This is a genomic window from Nostoc sp. (genome assembly GCF_036918245.1).
Taxonomy (GTDB): Bacteria; Cyanobacteriota; Cyanobacteriia; order Cyanobacteriales; family Nostocaceae; genus Nostoc.
In genome coordinates, this window is sequence record NZ_JBALEF010000101.1 from 155,032 (window position 1) to 168,723 (window position 13,692).

The window sequence follows — 13,692 nt, forward strand, 5'->3', positions numbered from 1 at the left end:
CCCTTCCTCCCTTCCGTGCAGCTTTCTGTACCTTATTCTACTACTAGCTTTCAGCAGTCATTAGTAGTAATTTTGTCCTTTGATAATAACCAATAACTAATGACCAATAACTAACTAAGGACTATTGACTCATGACTGATATTGCAGTGATTGGTGCCGGAATTGCCGGTTTAGTCTGTGCCCAGCAGTTAAGTCAAGCTGGATATTCGGTGGTAGTGGTGGAAAAGTCGCGTGGTTTGGGAGGAAGACTAGCTACACGCCGCTTACATGGAACTTTGGCGGATCATGGGGCTTGTTACCTGAAGCCAAAGGGTGAATTATTTAGACGTTTTGTGGAGATATTGCGATGTCTGACGACAAGCCGCTCCGCGTCTACGCGCCATATCCTCGAAGTTTGGACAGATGAGGTTTACGAACTCACAACAGGTGTTCCTTTATCTGAACCCAATAACCGCAGTCCGCGTTATGTTGCACCTGGGGGAATGAGTGCGATCGCTAAATCCCTCGCTTCAGGTCTAGAAATATTACTGAATCAGCGTGTCATTGCTATTACCCCAACTCCTGAAAATAGCTGGCGTTTGACTCTCGAATCTAGTAACGAAGAATTAACTGCAAAAGCTATAGTCGTCGCCATTCCTGCACCCCAAGCTGTGATGCTGTTGTCACCTTTGGGTGAGAGTGTATTAGATGCAGTCTTTCTTGATAACTTGCGTTCTGTAGAATTTTATCCTTCGATTAGTGCGATCGCTGGATATCCTTCTACATCTCAACCCCTCCCTCAATGGAAAGCCCTAACTTTTGTGGATGATGCTGATTTAGCATGGATTGGTTTAGACAGTAGCAAGCGTCCTAACCCTCAACAACCACATTTTGTGGTGCAAAGTAGCGCTGATTTTGCCCAACGTTATCTAGAATCACAGGATTTACAACCTGCCGGACAATATATGTTGCAACGAGCAGCTGAATCTCTGTCCCTTCCTTGGCTGAATACTCCCGAATGGATGCAAGTACATCGTTGGCGTTATGCCTTTCCTAGCCGTCCTTGGCACGAAGCTTTTTTGTCTGCCGGAACTCCCTTACCTTTAGTTTGTTGTGGTGATTGGTGTGGGGGCAATCTTGTAGAAGGTGCGATGCTTTCTGGATTAGCTGCGGCTGATGAAATTAATAATCAGTTGCGTCATCTCCCTTTCGATAATGTGAACTTTTTAAACGTTTTTACAAAATCATTTCATCTGTCGCTAGACTGATTTTGCACAATAGTGAGTCGGTATTTTTATAACTTACTAAATCAAAGTGCAACAAATAAGTTTTTTAGATAAAATAGCAAATTTTGTCGCAAACCAAAAAGTGATGTCAATTACCCAAAAAGCTTAACTTCATGAAAAACTTGTTCCTAATTCAAGTTGTTTGATTGCTGTTAATCTTGATCCCCTAGCCTTAATGCTGCGTTTTATGTAGATTTCGGCTTTCTTGGCAGAAATTTGAAATAATTAGGATTATAAATATAAAATGTCAGTAATTTACCAGCTTATTGGACGCTGTTTTAATAAGTCATGCTGTGAGACAGTATAAACTTTAACTAAAATAAGCAAAGCCAAATGTCTGAGATTGTACCAAGATAAGAGGCTAGTTTCGGGGTTGATTGCATCTGTAATTTGAATTAATTTTAACTGATTGTCATCACGACGTTGCCATCTAAAAAAGTTATTCTCTTCACCAAGCATTGACTTGATTAAAAAAGGAGTTTAAAAATCATGAAAACGGTAGTTAATTTAACACAACAATCAATAGTGGGAGAAATTGAAAGTGTTTTGAATACATACCCAGCCCATCCATATCAGCAAGCTTTTGCGATTCCTGATTTACGCCAAGAGCTAATTACTTTCGTCCTTAATCGCATTCCCTCCTTTTACAGCGTCATGTCTGACGAACAGATTCCGCTAGCGGAGGCTGAACAAGGAAGCTTGGCTTATTACAAATTGCCTCGTAAACCCTTAGAGCAGCAGCTACATTTACAGAATTTGATTCACCAAGGTATTTGTTTAATCGTTCAAGAAAAGTCAGATTGGATTAGCCATCGTGTTTGTGAAACAGTTCAACCAGCTTGTGAACCCTCTCACTGGTTTGGTTAATAGTTCTAACAAGATTTGGCTCTCTGCTAAGATATCATAACCTCCGCAGTGAATTTTGAATTTTTGAGCTAATCCCACGACTAAAGGCTGTGGGATTAGCTCAATATTTTTTTAAGTAGATTCCTCTTGAGGTGTAAACTTTGACAATTACTAAGTTCAAAGGATATTCCCAGGACATGAGAAAAATAACTGCTCTAATGCTAAGTATTTCCGTGAGTATCGGGGTGGAAGCATTAACACCCAAAGTCACTAATGCCCAATTGTTTTACCCACCAGCAAGCGATCGCCATTCATTAATGGTAATCGGTCAAGGGATAGTGAGAGTGCCAGCGGATACAGCGGATATTGAGTTGGTATTCAGTAGTGGAGGTAGCAATGATGAGTTACAAACGCAACCGTCATCTCTACCCGAAACCCGCCGCATATCCTCACCAACTCTACTTTTAAATTACAAAACAGCAGCAGAACCTTTACCAAACAAAAAATCCCCAACTAAAGCAACTCTTCAGCCTGTAGTGGATAGCTTAATTGCTAAAGGCATTAGGGCTGATAAAATTCAAGTGCAAATTAACCCTAATTCCAGTGAAAATAACGCCAAGATATTGGTGAGACTAGAAAAACCAACACGCGATCGCGTTCAGGAAATTGTTGCTACAGCAAACAAATCCACGAGCCAAATTGAAAACCTTTCTGTCAAAAGTGTGGGCGTTGAGTATGCAGTTAATGACTGTCAAGCTTTGCAGAGTTCAGTTTATCAATCAGCTATGAAAGATGCTCAAAGCCGCGCTCAGGCTTTAGCAACTGCGATGGAAGTTAAACTTAGTACTCCTTCTGTAGCCGAGCCATTTTACACATTATTTTATCCCTCATGTAGTTCTAAAACTGGAGTTCCTTTACCGTCGTTTGCTAGTTTTTTATTATCACCAGTTTATAATCCAGATGCACCGGCGGAAGTTGAAATGAAAAAGGATATTTTTGTGACATACACAACGAAATAAACATTTATATTTAGTGCGATTGCACTTTGATTTAGTCAAAATTGAGAGTGCGATCGCTTAACTATTTTCTGCTGAGTCGAATCAATAAGGATAGGTGCACTTATTATTTACTTCATATTTTCTAAAGCTATTTATATAAATTCTCATGTTTATCTCTTGATATCACTCAGTATTTACTTAGAGAAAATTCTAGTATTTAAAACTTTCTACTTAAATATTTGGTTCTAACTTTATCGAAAATTTTTACGGTTTTTACTACTGACAAATAAATAATACGTTTAATAAAATGTACCTAAATATTTAAAAATATATAGTTATATCTGGGTATCAATAATGGCACAAGGAGATCACATATACTGTAGTATTTATAATAATAGTAAATTTCCCTATCATCATGGTATTGATTGTGGTAATGACACTATTATTCATTATCAAAATAATTATAAACACGGAAAGGATGGAATAATCCTCTGGGTTCCCATGACTGAGTTTGCTAAACACAGGAAAATTTATATTAAGAAATATGATAAATGCGATCCTCCAATAGTTGTCTTCATGAGAGCAAAACGAAGATTAGGAGAGAAAAATTACAATGTTTTTTATAATAACTGTGAGCATTTTGCACATTATTGTAAGACAGGTAAACCAATTAGTCTTCAAGTGGATAAGGCTAAAGAAATCATAGGAGATAATGGTATTGCTGTCGCTGATGGTTTGTCTAAGAATCTAATAAATGTGATTAATTCGGTTGAATCAAGTAAAAACTATATACATAAAAGTATAGAGGATACATTAAATTTTTGGAGAAAGAAAGATGATGATGACAATGATAATAGTTTTTTAAACTTACTTTAAAAACAGGGCAGATTTTTGTTATTTATGATCACACTGTCGGATCAAAATCAGCAAGTAAGATAACCGTCTTTATAACTAAAATAGCTAATAATCAATCAAGTTTCCTGTCTGTAACTCCTGCCATTCTCTATCTTGCTCGTAATGTAATAACATTAACTCAGCCTGTGCCGCTAATATGCATCGCCGTTCTTCTAATGACAATTTCATAAACTCCCGACGGCTGATACTCTTAGCTTGTACAAGTGTTTCCGAAGCTTGTGGCTGTGGCATGTCTCTCTGAGGAGTAGAATTTGAGATTTCCATACTTTCTCAGTAATTTTTATAACAATTCCTAATTTATATTTATTTTACTGCACAGCTATAACATGCGTGTTCATAATAAAAATCAAATATTCACTTGAATATAGACTAGATTGCTGATTTAAAGCTCCAATAATGAAAAAACTCCAGAAATGTTTGTGACAAATCTGGAGCCAGGAAAGATACGCATTTACCTATACCAAATTTTCACCCTGAGAAAATCCTACGTCATCAGGGTATACACTCAAATGTAGATAAAAGTGTTTGAGGATTCTCGTTTACATTCCTTCTCTGTTGGAATTAACGCAAAACAGCCCCAGATAAGCTGAGGCTGTTTTGCGAGAGTTGTTTGGCAGGAAGGGTACATCAATAAGTGATGCCCGTGTTAAATATAGATAATTCAGTATGCATCCTTATTCAGCCATGTTTTGGCATATCAGGATGATTGGGAAAATTTTTATGGCTTTTTCCAAAAAGAAACTCCAGATGCACTTAAGGCATTCTGGAGCAGTAACAGGTTTCTAACATCAATCAATTTTTACATCTGCGATCACCCAATGTCGTTAGGGTATATACTCAAATGTGTTTTATGTCTACTCGTCCGCAAATAGACCAGCAAATTACCTTCTTTTCTACCTATAACCTCAATGCATCTGTAGAATTCTACGAACAAAAACTAGGTTTGGAGCTATGGCTTGACCAAGGAACCTGTCGAATTTATACTGTTAGGGGCTCTGGATACTTAGGATTGTGTCAAGCAAGCGAAAAATCAAGTCCTCCAACCGACAAGCAATCAAGTGTCATTTTTACCCTGGTAACACAGCAGGTGGATGAATGGTTTGAATATCTCAAAGAACGTGGCATCGAATTTGAAAAGCCACCGACACTAAATGAAAAGTACAACATTTACCATTGCTTTTTCCGCGATCCTGATGGTTATTTGATTGAAATTCAACGTTTTGAGACTAACGACAAGAAAAAAGACATAACCAAATAAGTTATGTCTAGACGTTTAATTTACAGGGCAGGATTTTTACAGGCTAGAACTTTTTGATTTACTGGGGTACATGATACCGATTAATGCTGTATGAACATTATCGATAGGAATATACCTTTTCTTCTATAGATTTATCGGGATGAAATGTGGAGTTTATGCAGCCACGAAAAAATCTTTACATTTATTTACAATTGCTATGCAGGTATCGCTTTTGACTTTTATATAATATTTACCTAATTGACGATCAAAAAACTCTTTGTGTCAGTACTAATAATAAGTATTTAAGCGGGCTTTAAATTGTATAACAGAAACTAGAATACAATACATAACCGTCAGGATATCATGTTCTTAGCAAGAATAGTTTTGTAAGTATCTCTTTGCTAATTGTGCTACTTTTATAATGATTATTTTTAAGCTAACAAATGCTGAATGTATCGGTTCAATAAATATTTTATTAGGGTGACTACATGATAGCCGAAAAAATAAAATTGTTACGCACAGCACTACAATTTAAAGGTTCAGTGACGAAAGCAATTTTCAAACATATTTTATGGTGTGGAGCTTTCGGATTTTTGATTTCTCTGCTTTATTATTTTGACAAACCTGTATCCCAACCTATTTTAGGAAGTGTTATTCCTAGTATTGTTTTAGGTTTGTTACTTGTCTTTCGTACAAATACTGCTTATGAGCGATTTTGGGAAGGGAGAAAATGCTGGGGATCTATAGTAAATAACGTCCGAAATCTAGCGCGGCAAATTTGGGTATCAGTTGATGAAATTTCACCAGAAGATAAAAACAAGAAAATTACAGCATTAAACTTATTAGCAGCTTTTGCTGTAACAACTAAATTACATTTACGAGGAGAAACTGTCAATAGCGAGTTAGAAGACTTAATGCCATCTACTAAGTATATAAAACTGAAGATTATGAATAATCCTCCCATAGAAGTTGCCTTTTGGATAGGAGATTATTTACAGGAACAGTATAATCGTAATTGCCTTAATAGCTACCAACTAACATCTATGCAAGAATTATTGAATAATCTTGTGGATAATTTAGGTGCTTGCGAACGTATTTTAAAAACACCTATGCCGCTTGCTTATGCTATTCATTTAAAGCAATTGCTGATACTATATTGCTTTCTGCTACCATTTCAAATAGTAGAACAACTCGGTTGGTGGACAGGTTTAATTTCTGCTTTGGTTGGGTTCACTGTGTTTGGCATTGAAGCCATTGGCTTAGAGATAGAAAACCCCTTTGGTTATGACGCTAATGATTTACCATTAGATGCAATTTGCGAGACAATGAAGCGCAATATCGATGATTTAATTACTTTGACTCCCAATACGCGATCGCACACAGAAAATATCTGATTAAAATAGACATTACAAATTATTGTAGTATTGAAAATACTTCTTTAACAAACTGGTCATATAGTCTTGAGTCTTCACTCAATACTTCTGTCAAGTTGAAATAGGTAGATATTATTGGATAATTCTGAATACGAGTATGTACCTCAGTGGTGATACAACTGGCAATTAAAATAGATTTTACCTTTGGGTTCCTACGAAAAACTTCTTCAAAGGATTTTTTAGCAGCACCATAACGTTCTAGTGCTCCCGGAGGATCAGTTCCTCCTTTTATCTCAATTACACCGACTGTTGTACCCTGATTGTTTAAAAGTGAAATATCTGGTTCACTAGAAAAAAGTATAGAGGTTTGATTAGCCAACATTACGCCCCGATAGCCCTCAATATTTCCTAGTTGTTCTTCAAGTCTGCTAGGATTATATACTTCAACTCCTGTACCCTGACGGGGAATAAAAGCAGCAAGAAGATTGCGTTCCTTAACCTCTTTGATAAGAAGTCGCTGTACAACTTTTTCTGCTTCTTCCCCAATAGCATTACGCCAAGAACCGTCTATTTGTGTTCCTGTTGAGGCTAGTAGTATTCCATATAGTTCTTCCTCAGTCAAACTTTCTATAGAACTATCAATTATCAGCGATATATGTTCATTAAAAAGTCGAGAAAGCGTTAAGGCTTTATCTTCTCCTAGAGGATATTTATTTTCTTGATCAAGTTCAATTCTCTTTACATCAATTGCTGCTAAATACTTAACGGCTTTCTGAGAAAGTGCTGCAATATTACGATAGTAAGCTAACACTGAAGAGTGTTCTCTAATTAACCTGGGATGGCAAAATACCTGAATTAGTTGCAAGTTAGGATGTTGATCGATGTAGGTAAATGCTTCTTCTCCAATACCCCATTCTGCCCAATTATCCCAACTATATAAATCATTAACTGGTAACAATGCATTAATTTTAGTTGGCAAAGAGAGCGTTTTGTATTCTTTAAGCTTGCGATAAAAGAAGGTTGAACGCAAGCGATAGTTTATACGATGCGCCTCAGTTAAGAGATTTGTTTCATCTAATGGTACAGTACTCACTTTTCCCAAATATAAACACATTTACGTAGTTCTGTGCGCCCATGATTTCCCATTTGCTGGCTACTATTTCCTTTACCTCTTCCTAATGTCCAAATATATCGCGTTTTCAGTCCAAAAGACTCTGCTATATCTGATAAAATTAGGTCTACAGGAACTTCTTCTCCAGCATACCTGACGTTATCATTTACCATTGCGACTATACCACCAGGTTTAAGAATACGAGCTAATTCATAAATTACAAAGCACATTTCGTAAAAGTAGTTACCTACCATTCTGACAATATTATCATTATTTAATTTATCTTGTTTTTTATAATTTTCTAGTATTATTAGTACTTCTTGTAAAGCAGCCTGATTTTTAAAGGTAGAATCTATTTTTAAGAAATCCTGATGTCTGTTTTTAGCAGTATAAAATTTTTCTAAATAATTACATTTGCCACGGTTTTCTACAGTGCATGATAGCATTTGCTGACGTAAATACTTTACTTTTTCTTCACTACATCCCAAAAATGCAAGTTCAAGAGCATACGTGTGAGTGTAATCATATCTATTAACATAGGGTGGAGATGTAATGACAAAATCAATACTATTCTCTTGGATAGTTGGAAGAATTTCTAAACAAGAACCTTCATAAAGTTTAGGTTCTGTCTTTTCGACAATACTAGATTTAGTCGTTGCCAATTCTAATAGTAAATTCTCATTAAATAAATTTAGTTGGACAAGACTAATATTTAAATCTGATATAATTTGCTTTAGTTTTCGATTAATTGCATTTTCAAAAGATAAAATTTCTCCTTTATTAAATTTACTATTTCCCTTTGAGCGACCTGAACGACTATCCCAGCGCAGATATTGTCCATCTTTTCTAGTGTAGCTAATATCCTCCAAAATACAAAATGCAGCATATATAAATATAGTACTGATATCTTTATTTGGAATAATATTATTACAATAAGATATGTAAGCAATTAGTTGTTCTTCATTTATCGAAGAAAATGCTCCACGGGTTATTGCTAAATGATTAAATATGAAAAATTGATCATAATAGTCCTGAAAATTGATTTGTTTGAACTTTGTAATTTCTAAATTTAATAACTCTACATCTATTTTCTGAGCGATAATTCGAGCTTGTGTAGCAAAAAGCCCAACAGGTAACAGTTCAATTCCCGTAGTTTGCACCCTAACGCACTTGCAGCAAACAAAGATGAGCCAACTCCTGAAAATGGATCTATCAGTACACCTGGTTCTGGTTTAAATTCTTGAAGAAGATAGGTAACTAGACGTTCTGAAAATCCTTCTCTATATTTGAACCAGGAAGAAAATGGAGTTTGTTTATTACCCTGGTAACTCACTAAGGTTCTATCTAAACAAGAATTATGAATAATCTTTAATTTAAATTTTTCGTAAAGCTCGTTTCTTTGATTTGAAGAGGATATAAGTTGCATCAAATTACTTAGATATTAAACTTTTATTGATAAATATATTAATATTTGTTAGCTGTTTTATAGTTTTTATTTATCCTCAAGAAATATAATTATTATTTCTCAGTTCATCATTCTATTAACTTTTTTATAGACTCCGAATTGCCATCTCTAACCCTTCACATACACGAGTAAGAAAATCTAAATCCAAAGTAGCGATCGCATCACTAGCTTTGTGATAATGTGGATTTCGCAAGAATGCCGTATCTGTCACCATCATTGCCGGATAACCTAAATCCCAGAATGGTGCATGATCGCTAAGTCTGGTTTGGGGAACTATTAAACCTCGATTCGGCACGGGTAGCCATTGACTAGATACGCCAGCTTTGCGAATATTACTACTCATCCCAATTAGGTCAGGTAATGTCCGCAAGTTGCCAATTAAAGCGATAAAATCACCTGTATCTGGGTAGAAGCGTTCCAGAGGAGGGGGGTAATTTTGGGAGCCAGGTGTAGAATCCTTATAACCGAGCATTTCTAAGGAGATCATTAAGCGTAGCTGTTGCTTTTGTTGATGCAATAGGGCTGCATAATCAGCACTACCCAGTAAGCCGTATTCTTCCATATCGAAAGCAACCAGTCTTAAGGGATATCTGACAGGTTCGGCAGCAAACTTTCTCGCCAATTCCAGTAACACCGCCACACCTGTAGCATTATCATCAGCTGCAACTGTTCCTGGAACGCCATCATAATGAGCGCCAATTAAAATTGGCAGTAAATCCTTTTTTTGCCCTTTAGCTTGGGATGGTAAATTTAAGATCAAGTTATTACAGGCTTTACCTCTGACATCAAAGGTGTGGATTTCCACACTCCCCCATTGGGAAAATTCCTGGCGGATGTATTCTTGGACAAAAAAATGTCCAGCCGTTGCCATGTAAGGATCGCGTTCTCGCGCTATCTCACTCAGGGAAGTCTGTAATCGCTCTGTTAAATTCAAATCTTTAAAGTAGTAGCAATAATATTAGAATTTTCAGGTACTCAAAAAAGCAGAGCAACCATCATTAAGGTGAACTTACCAATTTGCAGATACCTTAAACAGAAGTAGGCGGATATCAAGAATTGAGGCTGCTTGGGCACACCAACCATCTCAATGCTATCCTAGTCTTGCAACTATCTCCTCTAGCTGCACTTTTTAGCTTACTGCCTTAATGATGAGTATTTGAGTATTATACATTGAGGTGTTTTTATCTTGTAGCACAAAGCTAGAGGTAGTTCCGCCCAATCATAATAAATATATAAGACACTTTAGGAGAAGAGTAACGCATGGGCAAGGTAGTCGGCATCGACTTGGGTACAACCAACTCAGTAGTCGCCGTTATGGAGGGTGGCAAGCCGGTGGTGATTGCCAATGCAGAAGGAATGCGAACAACCCCCTCCGTAGTTGGCTTCAGCAAAGAAGGTGAAAGGGTGGTTGGGCAAATGGCACGGCGACAAACCGTTCTCAATCCCCAAAATACCTTTTTTGCAGTTAAACGCTTCATTGGGCGGAAGTATGGTGAACTTAATGCAGATTCTAAGCGTGTGCCCTACACCATCCGCAAGGACGAAGTAGGTAATATTAAAATTGCCTGTCCTCGTCTGAATAAAGATTTTGCCCCAGAAGAAATTTCGGCAATGGTGCTGAAGAAATTGGCAGACGATGCTAGTCGCTATTTGGGTGAACCAGTTACAGGGGCAGTGATTACAGTACCCGCCTATTTTAATGATTCTCAACGGCAGGCAACCCGTGATGCTGGCAGAATTGCTGGTTTAGAGGTGCTGCGGATTCTCAATGAACCGACTGCGGCATCTTTGGCTTATGGACTGGATCGGGGTGACACGGAAACTATCTTAGTCTTTGACTTGGGTGGTGGCACTTTTGACGTGTCTATTTTAGAAGTAGGCGATGGGATATTTGAAGTCAAGGCTACCAGTGGCGATACGCAACTTGGTGGTAACGACTTTGACAAAATAATAGTAGATTGGTTAGCAGAGCAATTTCTGGAAACAGAAGAAGTAGATTTAAGACGCGATCGCCAAGCTTTGCAACGTCTTATGGAAGCGGCGGAAAAAGCCAAAATTGAGCTTTCTGCTGTCAGCGTCACCGATATTAATTTACCCTTCATCACCGCCACTGAAGATGGCCCCAAACATCTCGAAACTCGTTTAACACGTTCCCAATTTGAAGGCTTGTGTAGTGATTTGGTGGGAAGATTGCGGACACCAGTAAAACGCGCCCTCAAAGATGCCGGACTTTCACCTAGAGACATTGAAGAAGTTGTGTTAGTTGGCGGTTCTACACGAATGCCAATGGTGAAGCAGCTTGTGCGGGACTTGATTGGCACAGAACCTAACGAAAACGTTAACCCTGATGAAGTCGTGGGAGTGGGTGCAGCAATTCAAGCAGGAATTCTTGCAGGCGAACTCAAAGATGTGCTGCTTTTGGATGTCACACCCCTTTCTATGGGATTGGAAACCATCGGCGGCGTGATGAAAAAACTTATTCCTCGCAACACGACGATTCCAGTACGCCGTTCTGATATTTTTTCCACGTCTGAAAATAACCAAAACACTGTGGAAATTCACGTAGTCCAGGGCGAACGGGAAATGGCAGCAAACAACAAGTCTTTAGGACGGTTCAAGCTCTATGGCATCCCACCAGCGCCACGAGGAATTCCTCAAGTTCAAGTGTCATTTGATATTGATGCTAATGGTATTTTACAGGTAACAGCTCTAGATAGAACCACTGGGCGAGAGCAGAGTATCACCATTCAAGGCGCTTCCACCTTGAACGAGTCGGAAGTGAATCGGATGATTCAAGACGCTCAAAAATACGCTGATGTCGATCGCGAACGTAAAGAGAGGATAGAAAAGCGGACTCGTTCTGAGGCGTTGATTTTCCAAGCAGAACGACAACTGAGGGAAGTTGCGCTGGAATTTGGTATGCAGTTTGCCCGCAGCCGCCGCCAAAGAATTGATAATATTTGCCGACAACTAAAGGAAAGTCTTCAGGAAAATAGCGATCGCGGTATCGATCAAGCCTACGCCGACTTGCAAGATGCTCTCTATGAGCTAAATCGGGAAGTCCGCCAGACTTATGCTGAAGATGAAGATGACGATTTGTTTGGGACTATCCGTGACATCTTTACTGGCGGTGATAAAGAACGAGAACGCGAATCTCCCAGAGATACATATCGAGAACGCGACTCATACAGTAAAGACTATGGCAAAGATTACGGTAAAGACTATGGCAGAGATTATAGCCGCGATAATCGTTCTTCCTCTTATGAAAGCCGTCCTCCACGCAAATCCCGCCCCAGCTACCAAGATAACTGGGATGATGAAGAAGACAATGATTGGTTGTAGTACTTTTAAAAAAAGTTAGGAGTGAGAAGTGAGGAGTTAAAAATTAAATCTTTCAACTCATAACTCCTAACTCCTAACTCATAATTAATCCAAAATCTAAAATCTAAAATTTAAATAACTGAACTATGCAAAATTTGCCGAACTTTCGCGATTACTACGAGATTTTAGGAGTATCTAAAGATGCCTCTGGTGAGGAAATTAAAAAGGTTTATCGGCGGTTAGCAAGGCAATATCACCCCGATCTTAATCCGGGTAACAAAGAATCTGAGGAAAAATTTAAGGATATTGGCGAGGCTTATGAAGTTCTTTCCGATCCAGCCAAGCGATCGCAGTACGACCAGTTTAGCCGTTACTGGAAGCAAAAAGGCTTTGCAGGTAACAAACAAACACCAAAGGCTAAAACTTGGCAGAGTAGTGCTAGCGATCGCAACGGGAATCAGGACGTAGATCCCAGCCAATTCTCCGACTTTGAAAGCTTTATTAATCAAGTTATCGGCGTTAAAAATAAGAGTGCGGCAAATAACTCCAGTAATGGCAATACTAGCGATCCGTTTCGTACCCCCAGAACAAAAGTTGCCTACACCGTTAACACTCCACCTCGCACAACCCGTCGAGATATAGAAGCCAGATTAACGCTTCCACTAGAAAAAGCTTATCAAGGTGGTAATGAACGAATTCGTTTGGAAGATGGGCGATCGCTAGAAGTTAGTATGCCTCCAGGGATGGTAACAGGTCAAACCATCCGTTTGCGGAACCAAGGCGTTGGTGGTGGCGATCTATACTTAAAAATTACCGTTGAACCTCATCGATTATTTAAGCTAGAAGGTTTAAATATCGTCTGCCAAGTACCTGTTACTCCCAGCGAGGCAGTTTTAGGAGGACAGGTAGAAGCACCTACTCTTGATGGTCCTGTAAAAATGACTACCCCTCCTGGAGTTAGGTCTGGTCAAAAATTTCGACTAGGAAATAAAGGCTATCCCAGTGATGACGGCAAACGTGGCGATCAACTAGTAGAAATTCAAATAGTTACACCGAAAAATATTAGTCAAGAAGAACAGGAACTTTACGAAAAGTTACGGCAAATTGAAACCTTTAAACCCCGTGCTGATTTAATCCGTTAGGGATAAGATATCAATCTTA

General features: G+C 38.3%; 12 protein-coding genes. 8 read left to right on the forward strand and 4 right to left on the reverse strand.

The window, feature by feature from the left end; all coding sequences use genetic code 11:
- The first annotated feature begins 131 nt into the window (after positions 1-131).
- The 4 genes from V7L12_RS29570 (at position 132) to V7L12_RS29585 (ending at position 3,985) form a co-directional block, all read left to right on the forward strand.
- The gene (locus V7L12_RS29570; protein WP_335089823.1) at positions 132-1,247 is read left to right on the forward strand and encodes an NAD(P)/FAD-dependent oxidoreductase; all 1,116 of its coding nucleotides are present in this window, start codon (positions 132-134) and stop codon (positions 1,245-1,247) included.
- 507 nt (positions 1,248-1,754) lie between these two features.
- Positions 1,755-2,132, forward strand: a complete 378-nt coding sequence (locus V7L12_RS29575; RefSeq protein ID WP_335089825.1) for a hypothetical protein — start codon at positions 1,755-1,757, stop codon at positions 2,130-2,132.
- A gap of 197 nt (positions 2,133-2,329) precedes the next feature.
- Positions 2,330-3,130, forward strand: coding sequence for an SIMPL domain-containing protein (locus V7L12_RS29580; protein ID WP_335089827.1), 801 nt, complete (start codon positions 2,330-2,332; stop codon positions 3,128-3,130).
- A 333-nt stretch (positions 3,131-3,463) separates the two neighbouring features.
- Positions 3,464-3,985, forward strand: a complete 522-nt coding sequence (locus V7L12_RS29585) for a lecithin retinol acyltransferase family protein (RefSeq protein WP_335089828.1) — start codon at positions 3,464-3,466, stop codon at positions 3,983-3,985.
- 84 nt (positions 3,986-4,069) lie between these two features.
- On the opposite strand, the gene V7L12_RS29590 is transcribed toward V7L12_RS29585, so the two are convergent.
- Positions 4,070-4,288: a hypothetical protein gene (locus V7L12_RS29590; protein WP_335089830.1), complete on the reverse strand. Its 219-nt coding sequence runs from the start codon at positions 4,286-4,288 to the stop codon at positions 4,070-4,072.
- Between the two features lie 586 nt (positions 4,289-4,874).
- Here V7L12_RS29590 and V7L12_RS29595 point away from each other — a divergent pair.
- Positions 4,875-5,282 (forward strand): VOC family protein, encoded by a 408-nt coding sequence (locus V7L12_RS29595; RefSeq protein WP_335089832.1) that lies wholly within the window; start codon positions 4,875-4,877, stop codon positions 5,280-5,282.
- Positions 5,283-5,749: 467 nt separating this feature from the next.
- Complete coding sequence (locus tag V7L12_RS29600; protein WP_335089834.1) at positions 5,750-6,655, forward strand: bestrophin family protein; 906 nt, start codon at positions 5,750-5,752, stop codon at positions 6,653-6,655.
- 19 nt (positions 6,656-6,674) lie between these two features.
- Here V7L12_RS29600 and V7L12_RS29605 read toward each other — a convergent pair whose 3' ends face one another.
- From V7L12_RS29605 to V7L12_RS29615, 3 genes are all read right to left on the reverse strand, one after another.
- Complete coding sequence (locus V7L12_RS29605; RefSeq protein WP_335089836.1) at positions 6,675-7,727, reverse strand: XcyI family restriction endonuclease; 1,053 nt, start codon at positions 7,725-7,727, stop codon at positions 6,675-6,677.
- Positions 7,724-8,905 carry a site-specific DNA-methyltransferase gene (locus V7L12_RS29610; protein ID WP_335089838.1) on the reverse strand — a complete coding sequence of 394 codons (1,182 nt, stop codon included), beginning with the start codon at positions 8,903-8,905 and terminating at the stop codon, positions 7,724-7,726. Before V7L12_RS29610 ends, V7L12_RS29605 begins: the two co-directional genes overlap by 4 nt.
- A 390-nt stretch (positions 8,906-9,295) precedes the next feature.
- Complete coding sequence (locus V7L12_RS29615) at positions 9,296-10,144, reverse strand: M28 family peptidase (RefSeq protein ID WP_335089839.1); 849 nt, start codon at positions 10,142-10,144, stop codon at positions 9,296-9,298.
- Between the two features lie 326 nt (positions 10,145-10,470).
- Between V7L12_RS29615 and dnaK the strand changes: the two genes are divergently transcribed.
- Together dnaK and V7L12_RS29625 are read left to right on the forward strand one after the other, a co-directional pair.
- Complete coding sequence (gene dnaK, locus V7L12_RS29620; RefSeq protein WP_335089841.1) at positions 10,471-12,552, forward strand: molecular chaperone DnaK; 2,082 nt, start codon at positions 10,471-10,473, stop codon at positions 12,550-12,552.
- A gap of 125 nt (positions 12,553-12,677) precedes the next feature.
- Positions 12,678-13,673, forward strand: coding sequence for a J domain-containing protein (locus V7L12_RS29625; protein WP_335089843.1), 996 nt, complete (start codon positions 12,678-12,680; stop codon positions 13,671-13,673).
- Positions 13,674-13,692 lie beyond the last annotated feature (19 nt).

What these genes read in the sequence shown, in the direction of transcription:
- V7L12_RS29570 (WP_335089823.1), top strand. Translation starts at nt 132, where the DNA reads ATGACTGATATTGCAGTGATTGGTGCCGGAATTGCCGGTTTAGTCTGT.
- V7L12_RS29575 (WP_335089825.1), top strand. Translation starts at nt 1,755, where the DNA reads ATGAAAACGGTAGTTAATTTAACACAACAATCAATAGTGGGAGAAATT.
- V7L12_RS29580 (WP_335089827.1), top strand. Translation starts at nt 2,330, where the DNA reads ATGCTAAGTATTTCCGTGAGTATCGGGGTGGAAGCATTAACACCCAAA.
- V7L12_RS29585 (WP_335089828.1), top strand. Translation starts at nt 3,464, where the DNA reads ATGGCACAAGGAGATCACATATACTGTAGTATTTATAATAATAGTAAA.
- V7L12_RS29590 (WP_335089830.1), bottom strand. Translation starts at nt 4,288, where the DNA reads ATGGAAATCTCAAATTCTACTCCTCAGAGAGACATGCCACAGCCACAA.
- V7L12_RS29595 (WP_335089832.1), top strand. Translation starts at nt 4,875, where the DNA reads ATGTCTACTCGTCCGCAAATAGACCAGCAAATTACCTTCTTTTCTACC.
- V7L12_RS29600 (WP_335089834.1), top strand. Translation starts at nt 5,750, where the DNA reads ATGATAGCCGAAAAAATAAAATTGTTACGCACAGCACTACAATTTAAA.
- dnaK (WP_335089841.1), top strand. Translation starts at nt 10,471, where the DNA reads ATGGGCAAGGTAGTCGGCATCGACTTGGGTACAACCAACTCAGTAGTC.
- V7L12_RS29625 (WP_335089843.1), top strand. Translation starts at nt 12,678, where the DNA reads ATGCAAAATTTGCCGAACTTTCGCGATTACTACGAGATTTTAGGAGTA.